17 protein-coding genes are annotated in these 22,511 nt (G+C 60.6%); 3 read left to right on the plus strand and 14 right to left on the minus strand.

The features are described from left to right. Nucleotides 1–18: 18 nt before the first annotated feature. From ACSV9I_RS18255 to katG, 6 genes are all read right to left on the minus strand, one after another. On the minus strand, nucleotides 19–753 hold the full coding sequence (locus ACSV9I_RS18255) for a FadR/GntR family transcriptional regulator (protein WP_438330214.1): 735 nt from the start codon (nucleotides 751–753) through the stop codon (nucleotides 19–21). After that, nucleotides 750–1,730, minus strand: a complete 981-nt coding sequence (yjfF, locus tag ACSV9I_RS18260) for a galactofuranose ABC transporter, permease protein YjfF (protein WP_054159737.1) — start codon at nucleotides 1,728–1,730, stop codon at nucleotides 750–752. Before yjfF ends, ACSV9I_RS18255 begins: the two co-directional genes overlap by 4 nt. Beyond that, nucleotides 1,727–2,734, minus strand: a complete 1,008-nt coding sequence (locus ACSV9I_RS18265) for an ABC transporter permease (protein ID WP_054159736.1) — start codon at nucleotides 2,732–2,734, stop codon at nucleotides 1,727–1,729. The genes yjfF and ACSV9I_RS18265 overlap by 4 nt, the downstream gene beginning before the upstream one ends. After that, entirely contained in the window at nucleotides 2,731–4,251 is a 1,521-nt protein-coding gene (locus ACSV9I_RS18270) for a sugar ABC transporter ATP-binding protein (protein WP_438330215.1), read from the minus strand. Before ACSV9I_RS18270 ends, ACSV9I_RS18265 begins: the two co-directional genes overlap by 4 nt. 112 nt (nucleotides 4,252–4,363) lie before the next feature. After that, nucleotides 4,364–5,326: a galactofuranose ABC transporter, galactofuranose-binding protein YtfQ gene (ytfQ, locus tag ACSV9I_RS18275; RefSeq protein ID WP_054159734.1), complete on the minus strand. Its 963-nt coding sequence runs from the start codon at nucleotides 5,324–5,326 to the stop codon at nucleotides 4,364–4,366. Between the two features lie 403 nt (nucleotides 5,327–5,729). Further along, on the minus strand, nucleotides 5,730–7,904 hold the full coding sequence (katG, locus tag ACSV9I_RS18280) for a catalase/peroxidase HPI (RefSeq protein WP_438330216.1): 2,175 nt from the start codon (nucleotides 7,902–7,904) through the stop codon (nucleotides 5,730–5,732). 260 nt (nucleotides 7,905–8,164) lie between these two features. Between katG and ACSV9I_RS18285 the strand changes: the two genes are divergently transcribed. Continuing rightward, a complete protein-coding gene (locus ACSV9I_RS18285; RefSeq protein ID WP_438330217.1) occupies nucleotides 8,165–9,085 on the plus strand; it encodes a hydrogen peroxide-inducible genes activator in 921 nt (306 codons plus the stop codon). Between the two features lie 28 nt (nucleotides 9,086–9,113). Here ACSV9I_RS18285 and ACSV9I_RS18290 read toward each other — a convergent pair whose 3' ends face one another. From ACSV9I_RS18290 to ACSV9I_RS18310, 5 genes are all read right to left on the minus strand, one after another. Continuing rightward, a complete protein-coding gene (locus ACSV9I_RS18290; RefSeq protein WP_438330218.1) occupies nucleotides 9,114–10,187 on the minus strand; it encodes a DUF2218 domain-containing protein in 1,074 nt (357 codons plus the stop codon). Beyond that, nucleotides 10,184–11,014, minus strand: coding sequence for an ABC transporter ATP-binding protein (locus ACSV9I_RS18295; RefSeq protein WP_438330219.1), 831 nt, complete (start codon nucleotides 11,012–11,014; stop codon nucleotides 10,184–10,186). The genes ACSV9I_RS18290 and ACSV9I_RS18295 overlap by 4 nt, the downstream gene beginning before the upstream one ends. Further along, the gene (locus ACSV9I_RS18300) at nucleotides 11,011–12,006 is read right to left on the minus strand and encodes a FecCD family ABC transporter permease (protein WP_438330242.1); all 996 of its coding nucleotides are present in this window, start codon (nucleotides 12,004–12,006) and stop codon (nucleotides 11,011–11,013) included. Before ACSV9I_RS18300 ends, ACSV9I_RS18295 begins: the two co-directional genes overlap by 4 nt. A 92-nt stretch (nucleotides 12,007–12,098) precedes the next feature. After that, entirely contained in the window at nucleotides 12,099–13,142 is a 1,044-nt protein-coding gene (locus tag ACSV9I_RS18305; protein ID WP_438330220.1) for a FecCD family ABC transporter permease, read from the minus strand. Next, nucleotides 13,142–14,137, minus strand: a complete 996-nt coding sequence (locus tag ACSV9I_RS18310; RefSeq protein WP_438330221.1) for an iron-siderophore ABC transporter substrate-binding protein — start codon at nucleotides 14,135–14,137, stop codon at nucleotides 13,142–13,144. Before ACSV9I_RS18310 ends, ACSV9I_RS18305 begins: the two co-directional genes overlap by 1 nt. 326 nt (nucleotides 14,138–14,463) lie before the next feature. Between ACSV9I_RS18310 and ACSV9I_RS18315 the strand changes: the two genes are divergently transcribed. Then, nucleotides 14,464–16,605, plus strand: coding sequence for a TonB-dependent siderophore receptor (locus tag ACSV9I_RS18315; RefSeq protein ID WP_438330222.1), 2,142 nt, complete (start codon nucleotides 14,464–14,466; stop codon nucleotides 16,603–16,605). A 53-nt stretch (nucleotides 16,606–16,658) separates the two neighbouring features. On the opposite strand, the gene ACSV9I_RS18320 is transcribed toward ACSV9I_RS18315, so the two are convergent. Beyond that, nucleotides 16,659–17,552 (minus strand): helix-turn-helix domain-containing protein, encoded by an 894-nt coding sequence (locus tag ACSV9I_RS18320; RefSeq protein WP_438330223.1) that lies wholly within the window; start codon nucleotides 17,550–17,552, stop codon nucleotides 16,659–16,661. A gap of 749 nt (nucleotides 17,553–18,301) precedes the next feature. Here ACSV9I_RS18320 and ACSV9I_RS18325 point away from each other — a divergent pair. Beyond that, entirely contained in the window at nucleotides 18,302–18,697 is a 396-nt protein-coding gene (locus ACSV9I_RS18325; protein WP_110790022.1) for a hypothetical protein, read from the plus strand. Between the two features lie 50 nt (nucleotides 18,698–18,747). Here ACSV9I_RS18325 and ACSV9I_RS18330 read toward each other — a convergent pair whose 3' ends face one another. Both ACSV9I_RS18330 and ACSV9I_RS18335 read right to left on the minus strand, forming a co-directional pair. Continuing rightward, on the minus strand, nucleotides 18,748–21,093 hold the full coding sequence (locus tag ACSV9I_RS18330) for a hypothetical protein (protein ID WP_438330224.1): 2,346 nt from the start codon (nucleotides 21,091–21,093) through the stop codon (nucleotides 18,748–18,750). After that, entirely contained in the window at nucleotides 21,093–22,478 is a 1,386-nt protein-coding gene (locus ACSV9I_RS18335) for a DUF2357 domain-containing protein (protein ID WP_438330225.1), read from the minus strand. Before ACSV9I_RS18335 ends, ACSV9I_RS18330 begins: the two co-directional genes overlap by 1 nt. Nucleotides 22,479–22,511 lie beyond the last annotated feature (33 nt).

Here is a 22,511-nt window from a genome sequence, read left to right on the forward strand (position 1 = left end):
GGCGGGGTGTCTCGCCCCTCAGCCGGCGGCAGCGAAATCGGCTTCGAAGTCGATCAGCCCTAGCATGGCTGCATGGGCATCCGGCGCCTTGCCGCGTTCGATGGCGTCAACGAGATCGCGGTGCAGCCGAACGAAGGGGAGGAGCTCGCCTTCGCGGGGCTCGGCGACCGCGCGCTGATAGGCAAAGGCGTGTGATAGCTCGATCACGCCGTAAAGCGCGCGCATGAAAGGATTGTGCGAGGCATCGGCGACGATGCGGTGCAGTTCGAAATCCGCGAGACAGAAGTTCAGCGGTTGATCGAGCGACATTTCCATCTGCCGCACCCAGTAATGCATCAGACGCAGATTGTCGGCGGTGCGCCGCTCGGCGGCATGGCCCGCAGCAATCGGCTCCAGCGCCTGGCGGGTTTCGGCAAGCCCGCGCAGGAACTCTTCGTCCGGCGGGGCTGACAGATGCCAGGCAAGCACCTGCGGATCGAAGAGATTCCAGCGGCTCTTCTTGGCGACCTTTGTGCCGACCTTTGGCCGCGCCTCGAGCAGGCCCTTGGCTTCAAGCGTCTTCAGCGCCTCGCGCAACACGGTGCGGGAGACGCCGAATTCGTCGATCAGGGCTGCATCATTGGGCAGGGTCGTGCCGATCGGAAACCGGCCCGAGATGACCCCGACGCCGATTTCATTGATCACATGGGAATGAAAGTTCCGTGCCGCGACGCGTCCGGAAAGGGAGCGAAGCAGGCTCCCTGGTTCACTCATGCGGTGCCCTTCTTCAGACGTTTCCGCCCAGCCTGGGCATTAAAGACGAGCTTTTGCAGGAGGATGAACATGAACAGCAGAAACCCGATGGCGATCTTGGTCCACCAGCTGGAGAGCGTGCCGTCGAAGACGATATAGGTCTGGACGAGGCCCTGCAACATCACGCCGATCAGCGTGCCGAAGATGAAGCCATACCCCCCGGTTAGCAGGGTTCCGCCTATCACCACGGCTGCAATCGAGTCAAGTTCGATGCCAACGGCCGCAAGAGGATAGCCGGCCGAGGTATAGAGCGAATAGACGATGCCGGAGAGGCCGCCGAGGAAGGAGCCGAGCGCATAGATGCCGATCGTCGTGCGCGCCACGGGCACGCCCATCAGGGCTGCCGAGGTCGGGTTGCCGCCGATGGCATAGACATAGGAGCCGAAGCGGGTCTTGTGGGCGATGAAGCCGCAGACGAGGAAGACGGTCAGCATCAGGAGGCCAATGGCCGAGAGCCGTCCGCCGCCGGGCAGCTTGTAGTAAAGCGTCGAGACGAACTTGTAGAACTCGTGATTGATCGGGATCGAGTCCTGCGTCAGCACCGAGGCGAGACCACGTGCCAGGAACATGCCGGCCAGCGTCACGATGAAGGGCGGCACGCGCAGGAAGTGGATCGCAGCCCCCATGCCGGCACCAAAGGCGGCGGAGAAGGCGAGTACGATGGCAAAGACGGCGAGCGGGTGCAGACCGAACCAGGTGATCAGCACGGCGGTAACCACGCCGGTGAGACCGATCACCGCGCCAACGGAGAGGTCAATGCCGCCTGAAATGATGACGAAGGTGGCGCCGACGGCGGCAATGCCGAGAAAGGCGTTGTCTGTAAGGAAGTTGCCGAACACCCGCGTCGACCACATCGCCGGATACTGGAAGATGCAGATGGCATAGGCGACGATGAAGATGACGGTGGTGGCAACGAGAGGGCGATAACGCGGGTTCATCGGGTCTTTTCCGTAAGCCTAGATTGACCCATGCGGCGCGAGAAGATCTCGCCGATGCGGTCGGATTGCAGCACCAGGATGAGGATGATCACGCCGGCCTTGACGATCAGGTTGAATTCCGGCGGGAAGCCCGAGACGAGAATGCCGGTGTTCATCGCCTGGATGATCACGGCGCCCAGCACCGACATCGGGATCGAGAAGCGCCCGCCCATCAGCGAGGTCCCGCCGATCACGACGGCAAGGATCGCGTCGAGTTCCAGCCAAAGGCCCGCATTGTTGGCGTCGGCACCCCGGATGTCGGCCGCCACGATGACACCGGCAATCCCGGCGCAAAGGCCGCCGAAGCCATAGATGGCAAGGATAACGGTGCGGCTGCGCAGGCCGGTATAGTTGGCCGCCGAAAGATTGGTGCCAATCGCTTCGACAAAGAGACCAAGGGCCGTTCGCCGCATCAAGAGATGCGCGGCGATCATCAGGACGAAGGCGATCACGGCCGGCATGGGCAGGCCAAAGAGCGAGCCGGTGCCGACGAAGATCAGGGCGCGATCGGAGAAGGTGACGATGGATCCTTCTGTGATCAGCTGGGCCAGTCCGCGCCCGGCGACCATCAGCACAAGCGTTGCAACGAAGGGCTGGATGCCGAGAAAGGCGACGAGCGCGCCATTCCACAACCCGCAGGCAACGCCGACGGCAAGGGCCGCAAAGAGCGTGACGATCAGCGGCTGGCCGGAGACGGCGCAGGTGGCAGCAACCGCACCGGCCACCGCCATGACGGCGCCAACGGAGAGGTCAACGCCCTTGGTGGCGATGATCGCCGTCATGCCGATGGCAAGGATCGCCACCGGCGCACCGCGATTGATGACGTCGATCAGGCTACCGAACAGCCGACCGTCCTGCCAGGTCACATCGAAGAAGCCGGGAAAGACCAGCCAGTTGAAGATCAGGATGCCGATCAGCGCAAAAAGCTGCGGTTTCATCAGGCGCAGAAAGGGATTGGTTTTCATGCCGGCTCTCCAATCGGCAGTTCCGCGATGGTGCGGACGATGACCGAAGGGGTGATATCGGCGCCATGCAGTTCCGCGACCATGGCCCGGTCGCGCATCACGATGACGCGGGAGGAATAGGAGACGATCTCGTCGAGTTCGGAGGAGATGACGACCAGCGCCAACCCGTCTTCGCGAAGCCGCGTGATCATCCGCACGATCTCGGCATGGGCGCCGACATCGATGCCGCGGGTCGGCTCATCCAGAATGAGGAAGCGCGGATCGGTGGCCAGCCAGCGGGCGAGGATCACCTTCTGCTGGTTGCCGCCGGAGAGGAGCTTGACCGGCAGTTCGGCAGAGGCTGTGCGAATATCGAGGGCCTCGATGAAATTGCCGGCGATCTCAAGCTGTTCGTCCCGGTTCAATGCCCGGAACCAGCCGAGCCGCGCCTGCATCGCAATGACGATGTTTTCGCGCACCGAGAGATCACCGAAGATGCCATCGATCTTGCGGTCTTCAGGGCAGAAACCGAAGCCGAGTTCGACCGCATCGCGCGGCGATCCGACATAGGCTGTCTTGTCGTCGATGGAGAGTGTGCCGCTATCGGCCTGATCGACGCCAAACATCAGCCGCGCCATCTCGGTGCGGCCCGAGCCAAGCAGGCCGGCAACGCCGATCACTTCGCCCTTGTGAATGTCGAGCGTAAAGGGGCGGACCTTGCCCGCAAGGCCGAAGTCGCGGAAGGACATCAGCGTCTCGCCAACCTCCGCCTCTTCGCCGGCAACGTCGTGATGCGGGAAGACCAGATCCTTGCCGAGCATCATGCGCACGAGCTGGGTGCGGTCGAGATTGGCGATCGGCTCTGTGCCGATCAGCTTACCATTGCGCAGCACGGTCACACGGTCGGAGAGCTCGAACACCTGGTCGAGGAAGTGGGTGATGAAGACGATCGCGAGACCATCGGCACGCAGGTTGCGGATGATTTCGAAGAGTTTCTCCACCTCATAGCGGTCGAGGCTGGCGGTCGGTTCATCAAGGATCAGCACCTTGCCGGACAGTTCAACGGCACGTGCGATGGCGACGATCTGCTGGATCGCAACGGAGAAGGTGGAGAGCTCGGCGCGCACGTCGATATCGAGACCGTAGCGCGCGAGAATGTCGCGCGCGGCGCGTGCCATCGTGTTGCGGTCGATCAGGCCGAAGCGGGTTGGCTGGCGGCCGATGAAGAGGTTTTCCATCACCGTCATGTTCGGCAGGAGGTTCACCTCCTGGTAGACGGTGCCGATGCCGAGCGACTGTGCCTGCATCGGCGTGGTGAAGGAGACGGGTGCGCCGTCCAGACGGATCACGCCGCCGTCGGGAATATAGGCGCCCGTCAGGATCTTGATGAGGGTCGATTTGCCGGCGCCGTTTTCTCCAAGCAGGGCATGCACTTCGCCACGTCGCAGGGAAAAATTCACGGCATCGAGTGCCGTCTGGTTGGCGAAACGCTTGGTGATGCCCTCGGCTTCGAGCACCGCGCCGTCCATTCTGTTCATGTGGTCACGTCCCCTCGATCTCCCCGGAGCCTAGCCGCAGATGCGGCTGAGCGAAAGTAAGGACGGTCCCGCCACCGGTCAGGAGGTGGCGGGACCGCACCAGGGAGTCAGATCAATAGCCGAGGCCCTTGCGGCGGTCGTACTCGCCCTGCGGATCGTCGGCAGGCGTGTAGAGCTTGGACTCGGTGATGATGAACTTCTCCGGTGCCTTGCCGTCCTTTACGAAGGCGTCGAGGGCATCGAAAGCCGGGCCTGCCATGTTCGGCGTCAGCTCGACGGTGGCATTGGCTTCACCGGCGACCATGGCGGCGAAGATATCCGGAACGGCGTCGATCGAGACGACCAGGATATCGGTGCCAGGCTTCAGGCCTGCATCCTTGATGGCCTGGATCGCGCCGACGGCCATGTCGTCATTGTGGGCATACATCGCGCAGATGTCCTTGCCGCCATTTTCCGCCTTCAGGAAGCCTTCCATGACTTCCTTGCCTTTTGAGCGGGTGAAGTCGCCGGTCTGGCTGCGGGCAAGCGTAATGTTCGACTTGCCGGCAATGGCTTCTTCGAAGCCCTTCTTGCGGTTGATGGCCGGGGTGGAGCCGACGGTGCCCTGAAGCTCGACCACCTTGCACGGCTTGTCGCCGACGGTCTTGACCAGCCATTCACCGGCCACGCGACCTTCCTTGACCTGGTCGGATGCAACCGAGGTCAGGTAGAGATCCTGGGGTGCATCAACGCCGCGGTCGAGCAGGACGACCGGGATTTCAGCTTCCTTGGCTTCCGTCAGCACTTCTTCCCAGCCAGTTGCCACAACCGGGGCAACGAGAATGGCGTCAACGCCCTGGGCAATGAAGCCTCTGATGGCTTTGATCTGGTTTTCCTGCTTCTGCTGGGCATCGGCGAACTTGAGGTCGATACCGCGTTTTTCGGCTTCCATTTTGGTCACCGAGGTCTCGGCTGCACGCCAGCCGGATTCCGAACCGATCTGCGAAAAGCCGACGGTCATGTCTGCAGCAACGGCCGAAGAGCAGCCGAGCGCGATCACGCTTGCGCCGAGCGCAAGCTTGCGAAGAAATGTCATGAAGTGTCCTCCCAAAAGAATTGCGACACCACCTCCCTGGTGTCGAGGACAAGGTGTAATCGCAAGTTTTCAGGCTGTAAAGCGCAAAAGTACTATTATATATTGTGCATCGCAACATGACGTGACGGTGTCAGGGCTGCCTCTACCCTCCTGCGGCCATTTTGACCTCGCCGTTGCTCGGTGGACGGATCGATCTTCCTCTGACTGATACTCGCCGTCAACCCGTGGATGTAACCAGGCGCCGGGGCGCCAGTTCCCGCAGTGTGCCTGCTGGGCAGGCCTTTATGTAAGCAAGATCTTTCAGACTAAGCCCTGGCGGCCCTGCGCAAGGAAAAGGGCCAGCCGCAAACCGACTGGCCCTCGTAAGTCTGCCTTGTATCAGGCGTCAGTGTCGCTCAGCGCCTCAAGCGAGGTCGAAGCGATCCGCGTTCATCACCTTTACCCAGGCAGCCACGAAGTCCTTCACGAACTTCTCCTGGTTGTCATCCTGGGCGTAGACTTCCGCATAGGCACGCAGCACCGAGTTCGACCCGAAGACGAGATCGGCGCGGGTCGCGGTGAACTTCTTCTCACCGGTCTTGCGGTCGCAGATGTCGTAGGAGTTCTTGCCCGTCGGCTTCCAGGTGAAGCCCATGTCGGTCAGGTTGACGAAGAAGTCATTCGTCAGCTGGCCTTCGCGGGTGGTGAACACGCCATGCTTGGTGCCGCCGTGATTGGTGCCGAGTACGCGCAGGCCACCGAGCAGAACGGTCATTTCCGGACCGGTGAGGCCCATCAGCTGTGCGCGATCGAGCAGCATTTCCTCGGGGCTGACGACATAGTCCTTCTTCGCCCAGTTGCGGAAACCATCGGCCAGCGGCTCGAGAGCTGCAAAGCTTGCGGCATCCGTCTGCTCGGCAGTGGCGTCGCCACGACCGGCCGCGAACGGCACGATGATGTCGTGACCGGCAGCCTTCGCGGCCAGCTCGATGCCGACATTGCCGCCGAGCACGATGACATCGGCGACGCTGGCGCCGAATTCTTCGGCGATCAGTTCGAGCACCGAGAGAACCTTGCCGAGACGGGCCGGCTCATTGCCTTCCCACTCACGCTGCGGAGCAAGACGGATACGGGCGCCGTTGGCACCGCCGCGCATGTCGGACTGGCGATAAGTGCGGGCGCTGTCCCAGGCGGTCGAGACGAGTTCGGAGATCGTGAGACCAGAGGCCGCGATCTTCGCCTTGACGGCACCGACATCGTAATTCTTAGCGCCGGCCGGGATCGGATCCTGCCAGATCAGGTCTTCGGTCGGGGCCTCGGGGCCGATGTAGCGAACCTTGGGGCCAAGATCACGATGGGTCAGCTTGAACCAGGCGCGGGCAAATGTGTCCTGGAAATAGGCCGGATCCGCCATGAACTTCTCGCAGATGGCGCGGTAGGCAGGATCCACCTTCATTGCCATGTCTGCATCGGTCATCATCGGCATGCGACGGATCGACGGATCGGTCGCGTCCACCGGCATGTGTTCTTCCTTGATGCCAACTGGCTGCCACTGTTGTGCGCCGGCCGGGCTGCGCGTCAGCTCCCAGTCATAGCCGAACAGAAGCTCGAAATAGCCCATGTCAAAGACGGTCGGGTTGGCTGTCCAAGCGCCTTCGATGCCCGAGGTTACCGCAAGGCTTGCCTTACCGTTCTGGTTCGGGTTCATCCAGCCAAAGCCCTGGTTTTCCAGATCACCGGCTTCCGGCTCGACGCCCAGTGCCTGGGCGCTGCCATTGCCGTGTGCCTTGCCGACGGTGTGGCCACCGGCGGTCAGCGCTGCGGTCTCTTCGTCGTTCATGGCCATACGGGCAAAGGTTTCGCGAACCTGGGCAGCAGTCGCCATCGGGTCAGGCTTGCCGTTCACGCCTTCCGGGTTGACGTAGATGAGACCCATCTGCACGGCGGCCAGCGGGTTTTCCATCGTGTCCGGCTTGGAAACGTCATCATAACGGTTGTCGGAAGGGGCGAGCCATTCCTTCTCGGCACCCCAATAGACGTCCTTTTCCGGACCCCAGATGTCGGTACGACCAAACGAGAAGCCGAAGGTCTTGAGACCCATGTCTTCATAGGCGACCGTGCCGGCAAAGAGGATAAGGTCGGCCCAGGAGATCTTGTTGCCGTATTTCTTCTTCAGCGGCCAGAGCAGGCGGCGGGCCTTGTCGAGGCTGGCATTGTCAGGCCAGGAATTGAGCGGTGCGAAGCGGATATTGCCAGCGCCGCCGCCGCCGCGTCCATCGGCCAGACGGTAGGAGCCGGCGGAGTGCCAGGCGAGACGGATCATCAGACCGCCGTAGTGACCCCAGTCGGCCGGCCACCAATCCTGGCTGTCCTTCAGCAGGGCCTTCATGTCGGCTTTGAGGGCCGCCACGTCGAGCTGCTTGACGGCTTCACGGTAGTCGAAGTCCTTGCCCAGCGGATTGGTCTTCGTGTCGTGCTGGTGAAGGATGTCGAGGTTCAGCGCGTTCGGCCACCAGGCCATGACGGTTGATCCGGTTTCGGTGTTCGAACCGTGCATGACCGGACATTTGCCGGCGCCTTTATTGCTCAGGGTATCCATAAGTGCCTCCTTGAAGAATCCGCTTGCGTGATCTCGGACCGCGTCTGCGCATTCGACCATGCCTGCGTCACGACCAGATGAAGGTATCGGTGAAGGGTCGAAAACCCTGTTCCGCTCTGTGGGTGCCGGCATTTTCGCTTGTGCAGACAAGCCTTGGCAGGGCCGGTGAGGACCTGCTCCGACATCATCTGGAATGGTTCTAGCAAGTTCTTGCGATTAATGTAATTTGGAAATACTGATCAGTTCCATAGGAAAAGGTTATGATCAATTTTACCCTGAGACAGCTGCGCTATTTCGAAGCCCTGGCCCGTCATGGCCATTTCGGCCGTGCTGCGGAAGACTGTTCCATTTCCCAACCGGCGCTGTCCGTACAGATCCGCGAGCTTGAACTGGCGCTTGGAACCGAGCTTTTCGAACGGGCGGCGCGGCAGGTTCGGCTTTCGGCCTTTGGAGAGGAGTTTCTGTCCCGGGTCCGCGATGTCCTGCGTTCGGTCGATGAGCTCGGCGATCTCGCCCGTGCTCACCAGAGGCAGTTGCAAGGCAGGCTGCGGATTGGCGTGATCCCGACTGTTGCACCTTATCTTCTGCCGGCGATGATCTCCGATCTCACCCGCAGCAATGCTGGTCTCGACATCCATATCCGCGAGACGGTGACACCCAAGCTTTTGCAGGAGCTTTCAGAGGGGCGGCTGGATACGGCAATCGTCGCTCTGCCCGTTTCCGAGCCCGGCATGACAGAGACCCCGCTGTTTCGCGAGAACTTCGTTCTGGTGCGACCGCCTGAAGATGAGGGCAAGCCGGTACCCAATCGGGACACGTTGAAGGAAATGCGGCTGCTGCTGCTTGAAGAGGGGCACTGCTTCCGGGAGCAGGCCCTGTCCTTCTGCGAACTGGGCTCGGCCCGGCCTCGCGAGATCCTTGATGGCAGTTCTTTGTCCACGCTGGTCCAGATGGTCGGCGCGGGCATCGGCGTGACGCTGATCCCGGAAATTGCCTTGGCCGTGGAAACGCGGTCAGCTGAAGTCTCGATTGGCCGTTTTGAAGACCCGCAGCCGTCGCGCACCATCGGCATGATCTGGCGCAAGACGAGCCCGATTGCCCGCCAGCTGACCGAAGTGGCGGAGATCGTTCGCCAGGCGGCAAGGCGAATCGGAGTGGACTGCGGAGCCGCAGCCGCCTGAGCGCTATGGCCGAAGCGGTGAGCCCGGTTCAGGCGGCGTCGTGCTGCGTGCGCTCCCAGTACCAGGCCAGATATTGCCGACGGCGATTGCGTCCGCGCGATGCGAGATAGGCCTTGAACGCGCGCACATCGTCCTTCTCGCAGGCAAACCAGACAAAGGTTTCGGCATCGAGCTCATCCACCACGGCTCGCGCCTCGGTGGCAAGCACCCCCGTCGCGCCTGTTGGATAGCTCGAGCGATGCAGCCAGCGGACGGAAAGCGTACCCGCCGTAGGCAATGGCTGTTCCTCGCCTTCGTCCTCGACTTCGATGATCGCCTGCATCTTCGTTCCCGCCGGCGCTTCGGCCGTCATGCGAGCAATCGCCGGAAGCGCGCTCTCGTCACCGGCAAAGAAGATCGTGTCCGCCTCCGGTAGGCCGCCGCCGCCGGGACCCATGATCGCCACACGGTCGCCGGGTTGTGCATCACGGGCAAAGTCTGCGCCGGGGGTGGCGACGCCGTCTACCGGATGCTGGAGGAAGTCCATCGAGACATGGCCCTTTTCGACGTCGACGGAGCGGATCGTATAGATCCGCACGATCAGCTCGTCCTCTCCCTCGGGCCAGCCGATCCGGCCATCCGCCTTCAACTCCGGCCAGCGTGCCGTGCGCCCCTTCGGCGGCACGAGAAGACGGACATGCATGTGACTGTCGAGGAAGGGTGTGATATCGGTGCAGGCAAAGGTCACGCGGCGCATCCGGGGCGTAACAACCTCGGTCGAGACCACCGTCGCCTCTTGCAGATTGGCAGGCGTAATCTTCGGTGCAGGCGTCGCCCAATCGAGCGAAAACGACTCTTCTCCGGCAAAATAGTAGAGATGCTCGGCAAACATCGTGCGGGTCGCCTCAAGCGCCTCGGCGGTGTCGCAGCCAATGCCGATCTTCAACGTGTCGCTGTCGCAGACGATCTCGATCGTCCAGTCATCACTGTGCAGCGTCGCCGTCCCGCCGTCGCGTTTTACATCGGAGTGTTCGACGAAATGTTCGCAGATCTCTTCCAGCATCGCCGCGACATGGGCAGGGCGGGCAATGCCGGAAAGCACGAAATCATGGTGCGCGGTCATGGTTGCAACTCCAGGGTCGGGGCAGGGACTTTTGTCATGTGATGGCGGCCGATCGGCAGCATGATCGGGCGGCCGGAGGTGGGGTCGGTGACAATGCGGCTTTCGAGATTGAACACCCGGCGGACAGTCTCTTCCGTCAGAACCGCGTCCGGCGTGCCGGTGACAAACGGGCGCCCATCCAGCATGGCAACGAGATGGTCGCCGTAACGGGCTGCAAGATTGAGATCGTGCAGCACCATGGCGATGGTGGTGCCGCGCCGGCGGTTGAGGTCGGTCAGGAGATCGAGCACCTCGACCTGATGACTGATGTCCAGAAAGGTCGTTGGTTCGTCGAGCAAAAGAATTTCGGTTTCCTGCGCCAGCGCCATGGCGATCCACACCCGTTGGCGCTGTCCGCCGGACAGTTCGTCCACCGGCCGATCGGAGAGATCGGTGATCTGGGTGGCGTCGAGGGCAGCTGCGATCGCCTCGTCGTCGCGGAGCGTCCAGCGGGCGAAGAGCCCGTGATGCGGATGGCGTCCCCGGCTGACGAGATCGGCAACCGTGATGCCTTCCGGCGCGATCGGCGACTGTGGCAAGAGCCCAAGCCGACGGGCCAGATCCCGTGTCGGGACCTGATGGATGGATTGGCCATCGAGAAGGACCTGGCCGCGGCGCGGCGCGATCAGCCGCGACATGGCTTTCAGCAGCGTGGACTTGCCGCAGGCATTGGCCCCGACGATGGCCGTGATCTTGCCCGGTGGCAAGGCAAGGTCGAGCCCATCGATGATCAGCGTTTCGCCATAGCCGGCAGACAGTTGGCGCGCCTCGAGGCGGGGATCGGTCACGCGGCACCTCCGAGGCGATTGACCCTGATGATCAGGGCGATGAGATAGGGCGCGCCGAGCGCACCGGTGACGACCCCGACCGGATAGCGGCCGGGCAGGAGGAACTGGCCGACGAAATCGCCTGTCAGCACGAGGCCCGCACCGACAAAGGCGGCCGGCAGCAGAAGCGATCTGCGCTGTCCGATCGTGCCTGCGGCAATGGGCCCGGCGAGGAAGGCGACGAAGGCAATCGGGCCTGTGACGGCGGTGGCGGTGGCGATCAGCCCGACCGCTGAAACGATAACGAGAATACGGGTGAGGGAGACGTTGACGCCGAGGGCAGCGGCTGTTTCCTCGCCAAGGCGAAGGGCTTCCAGATCGCGGCTTCGGGCGAGGAGCAGACCGCCGAACAAGATGAGCGCGACGAAAAGCGGCAGCGCCTGAGCGAGCTGCGCGCCGTTCAGGCTGCCGGTCAGCCAGCGCATGGCCTCTTGCAGGGTGAAGGCGGGTGCGCGGGCCAGCACATAGGCGATCATGCTTTCCAGCATGGCCGAGACCCCGATGCCGACCAGGATCAGCCGCGGCCCGGCGACGCCATTGCGGGCAGAGAGGCCATAGACCAGGATGGCGACGCCGAGCCCGGCGACAATGGCGAAGACAGAGACCGCAGGTCCGCTCCACGACAGAACGACAATGGCAAAGACGGCCGCCGCACTGGCGCCGGAGCTGATGCCGATAATGTCGGGGCTCGCCAGCGGATTGCGCAGCATGGTCTGGAAGGCGACGCCGCCAAGACCGAAACTCATGCCGGCAAGGATGGCGAGCACCGCGCGCGGCAGGCGCAGCTGTCCAACCGTGAAGCTCGCGCCGGGCACGGTCTCTCCGAGAAGAACCCGGATTATATCGCCCGGTGGCGTCAGGGTTTTCCCCATCATCAGCGTCAGCAGAAAACCGGCGGCAAGGATCAAGCCCATGACCACAAGCGTCAGCTTTCGCTGACGGGACTGCCGCATCCGGTCGGCTGCTAGACGCCGGACGGAGGATAGGCCAGGTGCCGCCTGGACATTGGGCTGGTCGAACGCGATGGGCAGGTTCAGCGGCGTGTTCACAATGCGCGCACCTTCTGCCGCCGGACGATCCAGATGAAGAAGGGCCCGCCGATCAGGGCTGTGACGATGCCGACCTCCAGTTCCGACGGCCGGGCTGCAAGCCGCCCGACAATGTCGGCGCCGGTTAGCAGAATGGCGCCGCTGACGGCGGAAAAGGGCAGGAGCCAGCGATGATCGACGCCGACGAGAAGCCGGCAGGCATGCGGCACAACGAGGCCGACAAAGCCAATTGGACCGCAGATGGCCGTGGTCGCACCACACAGCAGGATCGCCCCGAAGGAGGCTGTGGCACGGGCAAAGGCAACACGTTCACCAAGGCCTGCGGCCAGCTCATCGCCCAGCGCCAGCGAATTCAGCCGGCGTGCGGACAAAAGGCAGATCAGGAAGCCGGCGACGAGGAAGGGCAAGACCGGCTCGATGCGCTCGAAGGTCGCCCCGCCGACGCCGCCGACATGCCAGGAGCGGATGCCGCCCGCGATATCCGCCCGTGGCAAGACAACGGCAATGACCAGCGAGGAAAAGGCGATGGAAGTTGCCGCACCGGCAAGTGCGAGCTTCAGCGGTGTTGCGCCACCCCTGCCAAGGGAGCCGACAAGATACACGAAGACGGCCGTGATGCCGGCGCCGAAAATGGCTGTCCATATGTAAGCATGCACCGACGTTATACCGAACCAGGCAACGGCCACGACGACGGCAAGCGAGGCGCCGCTATTGACGCCGAGAATGCCGGGATCGGCGAGCGGATTGCGGGTGACCCCCTGCATGACGGCGCCGGCAAGGCCGAGCGCCGCACCCGCAAGCATGGTCAGCAGTGTGCGGGGAATACGAGTGGCGACCGCCGCTTCACCAATCGTGCCGCTATGCCCCGAAAGCGCCGAGACGACCTCCGGCAACGGCACGTCGCGGGTGCCGATGGACAGGGAAAGAGCCGAGACCAGGATCGCCACAAGCAGCAGAACCGCCAGCCAGGACACCCGGCTGCCGGTCTGGGAGGCCAGCGACACGCGCGGCCGGTTGGCGAACAGGCGTGTCGTGTTCATCAGGTCTTTCTGGCAGCCTCAGCGAGCATGGCGACATAATCTGCCAGCACCCACGTAATCGACAGCGGCGTCGGATTGGCTGCGGTCCCGATGGGATCGCGGCCAAGCGTGACGATTGCGTCGTGTTCGACGGCGGGCATATGGGCGAGCAGCGGATTGGCCTTCATCGCGGCAATCAGGCTGCGATCGCCATAGGTCACGAGAATGTCGACATCGTTGAAATCATCGATCCGCTCGGCGCTGATCGATCCGGCGAAGCTGCCAGCCTTTGAAGCCTCGATCACGCTTTTCGGCATGGCGAGGCCCAGATCCTTGAAGAAGCGCACGCGTGTATCCTGCGTGGTGTAGAAATTCACCATGCTAAGATCGGTCGCATCGAGATGGGTGACGAACATGGCCGTCTTGCCCTTCAGTTCCGGATATTTGGCGACCTCTGCGGCAATCTTCTTTTCGATGTCGGCAATCAGTGCATCGCCTTCGCGGGCCATGCCGATACCGGCGCTGTCAAGCCGGATCGTCTCGCGCCAGTCCGTCGACCAGGGCGCCTGCGGATAGGCAACCACCGGCGCGATCTGGCTGAGCGTGTCATAATCCGCCTGGCTCAAGCCGGAATAGGCAGCGAGAATGACATCCGGCCGGGTCTCGGCAACCGTCTCGAAATCGATGCCGTCGCCCTCATCGAACAGTTGCGGCGGCGGGCCGCCCAGCGCCTTCAGCCGCTCCGAGACCCAGGGCAAGAGCCCGTCGCCGTCATCATCGCCGAAATTCGCCGCTGCCATGCCAACCGGGACAATGCCGAGCGCCAGCGGGACTTCATGATTTGCCCAGGCAACGGTCGCCACGCGCACGGGCTTGGCTGCGATTTCCGCCGTGCCAAGCGCATGGGTGATCTTTGCCGGATAGGCGGTCACCTCCTCCGCCATGACGGTCGATCCGTAAAGGATCCCGATCAGGAGGGCCGGCGCGAGTGTCAGATCACGAAAACGCAGTCGCATAGGGCAGGGCTCATCCATGTTTTAAGTTGACTGTCCCTCTCAGCTTCATGCAGGAAGGTCAAGCATCTTGCGGCCACGCCGCCCATGCCATCCTTGATTTTCCGGGGGATTCTACAAAACACGGAATTCTACAATACTGGATAGATTTTATCCAGTTAAAGAGCCGTGAAGGAAATGTTGAACGGCGCGCCATCGACCGCGAACGGAGGGGATCCGGATCACGGTGTGGGGCGAGATTGGCCGAGCGACATGGACGAGACCTGCATCGGTGGAACCCAAGATCTGCCGCAGCGGGACATCGGGACGTCACAGCACTGGAAACAGATATGGTCAGATTGAATTCCGCCGGAAACGCCGCAAGGGTCTCCATCCGCTACCGCACAGCCGTTCTTCTCGGCTGCACCGCCCTGATCGCCTTCGCGCCGCAGGTGCTGAAGGCGCAGGACGCCGATGCCGAAGCCGGCACCACCGTTCTGGAAACGATCACCGTCGAGGGCGCCGGTAAGGGCGAGGCGGATTCAAAGACGGTGGTAGCGACGGAAAGCACGGCCGTCGGCAAGATGCCCGGCGAGATCCTGACGACCCCCGCGACCGTGTCGGTCATCACGTCGAAGGAAGTCGAGCAGCGCGGGGCGGACTCAATCGAGAAAGTGGTGCAGTATACCGCTGGCGTGACCACGGACTACTACGGTTCCGACGACCGCTACGACTATATTAAGATCCGTGGCTTCACGCCTTTCACCTACCGGGACGGCCTCGTGGTTGGCCGGACCTGGAGCGGTGTCAAAGAAGAACCCTATGCCTTCGAACGTCTCGAAGTTCTGAAGGGCGCGAACTCCACCGGCTTTGGTGTGTCTGATCCGGGTGGTGCGATCAACTATGTCACCAAGACGCCGCGCAGCGAGCGATTCGGTGAAGTCTACGGCACGACTGGCTCCTTCGCCCACAAGGAAGCGGGCTTTGATTTCGGCGACAATCTGACCGAAGACGATACGCTGTCCTACCGCCTGACTGGCAAATTCCAGCGCGCTGATGGTGAGTATGATTTTTCGGAGAACGATGAGAATTTCATCCAGGGCGGCCTGACCTGGCGTCCGACGGATATGACCAGCCTGACCTTCGTCTTCGATCATCTCGATCGCGACGGCACACCGAGCGGCGGCGGTCATCCCCTTTATACGGATTTCGACCGTGACGTGTTCTTTGGTGAGCCAGGCTACAATTACAATACGACGAACCGCAACACCTACACCTTCATGCTCGACCACGATTTCGGCAACGGCCTGAGCTTCAATTCCACCGCTCGCTACAACAAGGCGAGTTCGGGCTTCGGCTATGCCTACATCTGGGATTCTCTCGGTGCCAGCGATCCGGCTGACACCCTGATTGATCGCAGTTTCTTCGGCAGCGAGAATTCGAGCGAACAGTTCAATATCGATGCGCATCTGCTGTATGAAACGCAGTTCGACACGATCGAAAGCCGTACCCTCGTCGGCCTCGATTACAACAATTTCCAATCCGAAGGCGCGCTATACTACACTGCTGCGCCCCAGATCGATTGGACCAACCCGATCTATTCCGGCGGACCAGGGAGCCTGTCGCCCTATAGCAGTTCGCAGCTGGAACAGGCGACCAACGCAATTTACCTGCAGCAGGATCTGATCTTTTCTGATCGCCTGACTGCAAGCGTGGGCCTGCGCAATGACTGGCTGGATTTGAGCGATACCGACCTGCTGGCAGGCACGGCTGCAAGCGGTGACTACAGCGAAATGAGCAAACGCCTCGGCTTGAGCTACAAGATCACCGAGGAATTGGCTGCTTATGTCAGCTACGCAGAATCGGTCGCGCCGCCGAGCACCGGCAACGAGCCGACTTACGGAACGCAGTACGAAGCGGGCATCAAATATCGCCCCGATGCCTTCCCCGCGATGTTCACAGCTTCGATCTATGACCTGACGCTGGAAAACATCACCACTTACGATGCTCCGATCTATCTGGCCAACACGGTCGACCAGGTGCGCCATCGCGGCCTGGACCTTGAAGCCAAGGTTGAGGTAACCCCGAATATCGAGCTGATCGCAGGTTACAGCTACATCGACTCGAAGATCGTAGACGCCAGCACGTCCGCCAGTTCCGTCGATGGCAATCGCTTCGCCCAGGTGCCAGAGCACATGGCTTCGCTCTGGGCTACGTATACGCTGGAAGGCGAGGGCGCGCGCGGCGACATGACTTTCGGTGCTGGTGCACGCTTCACCGGCTCCTACTACTTCGACAATGCGAATACACGAAAGTCTGACGGCGCGGTGGTCTTCGACGCATCATTCTCCTACGCGATCAAGGAGAACACCAGCTTCCAGCTGAATGTCAGCAATGTCTTCGACGAGAAGCATATCGCCAACAATGATGGCGGTGCCTACTACTACAACCCTGGCCGCGCGATCTACGCAACGATCCGCCAGACCTGGTAATCAACAAAAGGCCCGGCGGGTTCATCCGGCCGGGCCTTTGGCTTTTTTTGTCTTTAACTCTGCACCCTGCTGCGGCGCCAGGCGGCGGGTGTCTCGCCGACGACCTGGCGGAAAACCTTCGTCAGATGGGCCTGATCGGAAAAACCGAGCTGGGCAGCAATGTCTGCGATGGTCAGCGAACCATTGCAGAGCAGGTCCTGCGCCGCATCGATCCGGCGTGACAATTGCCATTGCAGCGGCGTCTTGCCGGTGGTTTCTCGAAAGACAGTGGCGAACCAGCTTTCCGACAGGCCAACCACCTCCGCCATCTCCGCCACCGTAATCCGCTGGTCCCCATGGGTGGCCAGGTGGCTCGTCAGCCGGTTCATCTGGGCCTGGGTGAGCCGTCCGCTCTGTATTGCTTCATCGTCCCTGGGAATGTCGAGCAGGGCGGTGGCGATGCTGCCCACCAGGCTTTCGGCAAAGAGTGGATGGCGCGTGTCCGTAGAAAGTTCGTCGACGACGAGACGGGAAAGGGCGGCCACCGGGCCGACATCCTGCACCTCGACCGGTCGCTTGATCGTGGACCTCGCCTTCGAAGCCCCAAGCGATGGCGCCAGATAGCGCATCAATCGGTCCTGATGCAGATGCAGATCGAGATGGGAGAACCGGTGCCGTGCCGAAAAGCGCGTCCACATGGGTACGCCGGCGGGCACATAAATTGCCCGCGCCATGCCCCGGTCATTCCGCCCAAGCTGATTTTCCCGATCAGCGACCCGGATCTGGCTCGAGACATCGTTGAAGAAGAAGACGATCCGCGGATCGGGCGACAGGTAGTAGCCATTGGCGCCCGCCTGGGCCTCGGCCTCCCAATGCACGCCGACAATGCCATCCAGAGACCGCCATTTCGCGGGCAGAATAGCCCGGATGCCATCGGTCTCTGCTTGCATGGAATGGAGATAGGTCATTCGTTCTGTCTCGGGCCACTAGGGCCATTCTTGCAAATAAAATGCGCAGCGCTTCTGCATGTTTATTCGGTGAAAACAAAGAGATAAACCATCTTCAACACGTCGTTTTCGCCGGAAATTCGCGGGCCTGGCGCGCTTTGAAGGCCGCAGCCGACGCCGCCTAACATCGGCCAGAAAGTCTGTTTCGTCAATAAAGGTGACAATCTATATCATATTATATGGGCTGGAAGCAGCTTTGGTCTGCCGCTGAGTTTCCGGGCTGACCTCTGGCATCGCCACAGCATAACGTCGGCGCTGACGGCATGGATTTTGATTCAGCGTGTACCTTGCCCGATGGCGATATGCGCCTATAGGCCAAACACGCCTTCGTAGGGTCTTACTGCATGCAGAGACCTTGCAGCATGAACGGCAAGATCAGCCGAGTATCACCGAGCGAACGCGCAATACCATGGTTTCAACGATTTCAAGGAGATGGAATGGTGCTGCTAGAGAGATTTGAAGTCGCTCAGGTTTATTAAATTACAATAGGTTATAAGAAGTTTTGTAACATTGTGGCGATCTAAACTTTGTTGCGCAGTAGACGAGATGCAGATCTAACTGATCGCACGAATCAGATCAAACTACGCATCGTTCGCTTCCAACGTGAGGGGCATTCTAGAATGGTAGACTGTGCGTCGGGGCGCAACCTAAGCTTGAGTTTTTCCGGCTGAGGTGTAGATGGTCTGAATCCAAACAAAGGGGGATGTTTTTTGAAGATTCGGATTTTTCTTGTCGCCGCCGCAGTGGCGCTCTCCGGCTGTGTCACTCAAGAGCAGATGGACAACGTGTTGGCGACGCAGCGCGCGCCATCAAATGCAGTCCGACATGCCATTGTTAAAGCCGCCAGGGATTACCTGATCGATCCCTATTCTGTTCGCGACGCCGAAATCTCGGCTGTGATGGATGCACCTGGCGGGAAGCTGCAATTCGTCTGCGTAAAGGCGAACGCCAAGAACCGGCTCGGTGCCTACACAGGCAGATCTACGATCTCAGTTCGCCTCGTCGGGGTGACACCGGTCAGCACAAATGAAAATGCTGCCGCTTGTATGGCGCCGCTTCTGAAGTGGTATGCCTTCCCGGAGCTAGAAAACCTTAAGAATATTTAGGCGATAGTCCGCGCAGCAAGAGCTGGAGATTGAGGGGGCGAGGCGAAAGCTTAGCCCTCTTCGCCAGCATAGATATCGAGCAGCAGGTCAGGGTTCGAGCCCTGGCCATGTAGCTCTTCCAAGATTTGCTCCAGGATCACACCATATTTGCCCTGAGCGCTGGCACGGCTCTGATGTGCAAGGTCAGCCAGAGTCCTTCTCGTGGCTTTGGCGAGGGTGTCAGCAACTGGATCAGTGCCAATAACCAACGCATGTCTGTCGACCATTCGCCAACGGATAAGGCCGACTAGGAGAAACGGCGCGTAGTGAAACTTGTTGTAGGTGGTGCCGAGATTTTCCCGGAACTCTAACAGCACGCGTCTGGCGAGCAGTTCGACATTCTGCCTTGTGAGCTGCCGGGGAGCGGTTTCGGATCGAGAGAGCATAAAGGCTAGGGCTGCAGTTTCACGCTGCCATACCCAGTTCTGTATCGGCTTCTGGAGGATCTTGTGTATAGCTCGCAACTCGAGCGTCTTGTCAGAAACGATCCGCCCAAAGCCCTGGTATGCTAGCTTCCAATGGCTTGGATGGTTGAAGAGCTTATGACCCGACACTTGTTGGTCCCAAGCATCGAGTAGAATGATGGCAACGTCGTTCGGACAAAGCCTGAACAGCCAAGTCAGAAACCGGAGAGAGTCGTTACCGGCATCCAACTTGCCGGACAAGCGCAGATTCAGATGAGTGATCGCTTGATCAATCAGCTTTCTTAGATTCCTTAGCGTTTCGCCGTCGATCCCGGATGGCAGCTGGCCATCGCTAGAAACAGCGTAAGATCGTGCGTATCGATCATCTGCTTTATCGGCCAATGCTTTCCAATCGACCTCGGCAGCGTTGGCGTTCGCGTTCACGAGCTCCGCGAAACCCACTTCGAAGACACTCTTGTCCCACAGAGCTTTAGAGCAAGGTATGATCAGACGACTTGGAACTGTCGGTTCTGGCTTCTCCAGTTTGGCAAGTAGTTCAGACCAGTCCTCATCGAGTTCTTCCGCGCTGTCCCAATCGACCAGAAACTGCCTTGAAAGACTTTCCGCATATACGGCAATCCTCGCGCGTCCGGATGCCGGGGATTGCTCCACACTCAGTTCAACCGGCACAGTGCCAGAGAGTCTTAGATCCAGATCGACAGTCGCCTTTCTGGGCTTGGTGACGTTTTGCTTGCGAAGGTAAATGGAGAACCGCTCCTGCCCCGCTTGTATCGCAAACTGAGCAGGGGCGGGGCTTCGGTAAATCTCACCCGCTGGCAGCGTTGTCTCGGGGTCTATGAGGTCGTAGCTTTCTGCGCCTGAAGGCCTTTGCACAATTGTCGAAATCTGCGGCAGGAAGTCGAAATAGACGGGTTCCCGCTTGCTCATGCGTGTCGCTGCGACCAAAGCGCCCTTGGCGACGGCCGATGGTGGTAGTGATACTAGCGGCATCCCCAGCGCATTCGCAAAATGATCGTGTATATGTTGCCTTGCGGCTCCGTCAGTCAGAGACTCAACGAGCACCAAGTCGCAGCTGCGGAGCAGATGCAGTATTGCGGATGGCAAGTCGGGGAACTCTAGGGAAAGCTTGTTTGGCGGCTCGAGGGCCTGCCAGTCGCCGTTGTTCATGCGAAGCAACTCTGGCTTGGTTTCAATGCCAAGCGCCAATCGCCCGACTGAACTTGCGGCATGCAGTGGTGCGCTCCAGTGCTTATAGGCTGACGCCTCTAGGCTACTAAGTGCGGCTTGCGCCAGATGCTCATATCCAAGGGAGCATTCGATGAGCTGACTGAAGTTTCGGCGCTCAGGTGCGAGCACCCCGCTGCCTTGGCCTTTGTGATTCCTGACTATGAGCGCCTGAACAGTAAACCCTCGATCGACATGATTGATCACGCCGACGCGACAGGGCTTTTGGATGAGCTCAGCCGATAGTCCATACAGAACCGAAAGGACCGGCCTCCAAACCAGAAGCGGTGTAGATATCTTCGACCGCCGGAGCGCGCTCAGAAGCCGTTCCTGAAGGATTTCGCTGCTGTCCGTGACATCGTCGATGCTCGCAACGCCGATGCCTGCTCCGACGAACATGCCTGCGAACGCGTGGCTAAGAGCCAGAACGCTCGGATCAGGGGAGCTCAGCAAGGATCTGACCGATATCCTGCGATCATCGCTTCCTAATGCTCCCCATCCGCCGCCTCGGCCATGTGGAGCAAGCCCGGCTTGTGCGCCCCCAACAAGCCGGCTTGCTTTGCCATCTCCGACCACAATGACTGAGCCGAATACGCCACCTTCGGTGGTGTTATCGTTTGCCGCTTCTTCACCATCGGCCGCAATTTGCCAATTGCGACTGGCGAAGTCCCGCCAGCCATTTAGGTCATAGCCACAGAGCTTTTTCATTAGGGCCCCGACTTGTAGATGTCGCCGCGGGCGAATGCTCGTATCGCATCAAGACCAAGCTTGAGGCCGGCACCTGCCGGATCGAAAGCTATACCCTGGACATTTGTCCGGACATCGCTGGCCTCCACCACCTCAGGCAAACCATTAGCTGGCGTGAGGATAAGGCCCTGCCTCAAGGTCTCTGACGTTGAGACCTTCTGGATGGCCATCAGGCGCTCATTGGCTTCTACGACAGCCTCCTTCACGTCTATGCGGTCAAGAGTATGAGGTGTCCAAACTGCCACTGTGCGGGGGACATCAACGCGGCTTGGGTCTGTAATCTTCAATGCCACATGTGAACGCGCATAGCTCAGAAGCCCTCTGGCCTGACTTGGGCGGGAATGAACTTCAACAACACGATTGAGCCGCTTCAGCCAGAAGACTGCGATGGGATTATCCTGATCAAACCATCGGCCGAGGCTTGCTTCCGAGCGCCAAAAGATTGGCGACTGCGCTACAAGCTCGCAATCCTCAACGTCGTGAAGTGCCAATATCACGGCTAGAACGCAGAAGTCTGTCCATGTCTCTGCCTGCCATGCCCACAGGTCGTCAATAACCAGCTGGTGCTTGAGCAGTCTCAACCACGCTTGATAGACCGCGCGGTAGTTGGAGTCCTGCATCAGGACATAGTTCGGAGCAATTCCTGCCTCTGCGATCATCACGTCCAGCTCCGCCAAAAGGCGGGAAAAAGTTCTGCAGAAGCGGTATAGCTCGTCCACTTGTTCGTAGCGTCGGCTGGCCTTTGCCTTCGGATGCTCCTTCATCCATTGCCTAGCCACATCCGAGGCAAGAACCGTGTAGGCGTGCAAGACTCGGTTCTCAGCAGTATCGAAGTTTTCGCGGCGAACCGTCGCTAAGATCCTTTGGCTTGAACCTGCCCGCTCTGCAATAGTGCTGCCAGGCTGGCGGACAAGCCAACGCATCGAAGCACGATCCATTTCCCGCACTCTGTCCAATGGCACAAGCTCGCGGGTGCGGCGCAGCACCTTCCGGATCCGCGGTTCAAGGTCCTTGAGCTTCGGGAGGATCTCTCTCGCCTGCCGGATAATCTCGGCCATGCGTGGGTCATCCTCGTGCTCCGCCCTTTCCCACGCGGCCTTGAGACGTGGCCAAACGTGAGCAGGCTCGTCCAATGCCTCGCCCAACTCCTGGACTCGAGCCAGCACCTCGTTCATTCGACGCAAAAGTGCCTGCGCTCGCAGATCCTCTTCTGTCTCGCTTTCAATCGTTTTCGGCGGCCGGACGGGGAAGCCCTGTCGAGTTGGATTTTTCCCAGAACCTGCGCGCGGGTATGGATGCAGAAGCAGATCGATCGGCTGCCCTTGGATCATGCCCTTGAGCAACACCGTGTGCTCCGTCTTGGAGCGGGCAGGTGGGGT

This window comes from Rhizobium sp. G187 (assembly GCF_051549525.1).
Lineage (GTDB): Bacteria > Pseudomonadota > Alphaproteobacteria > Rhizobiales > Rhizobiaceae > Allorhizobium.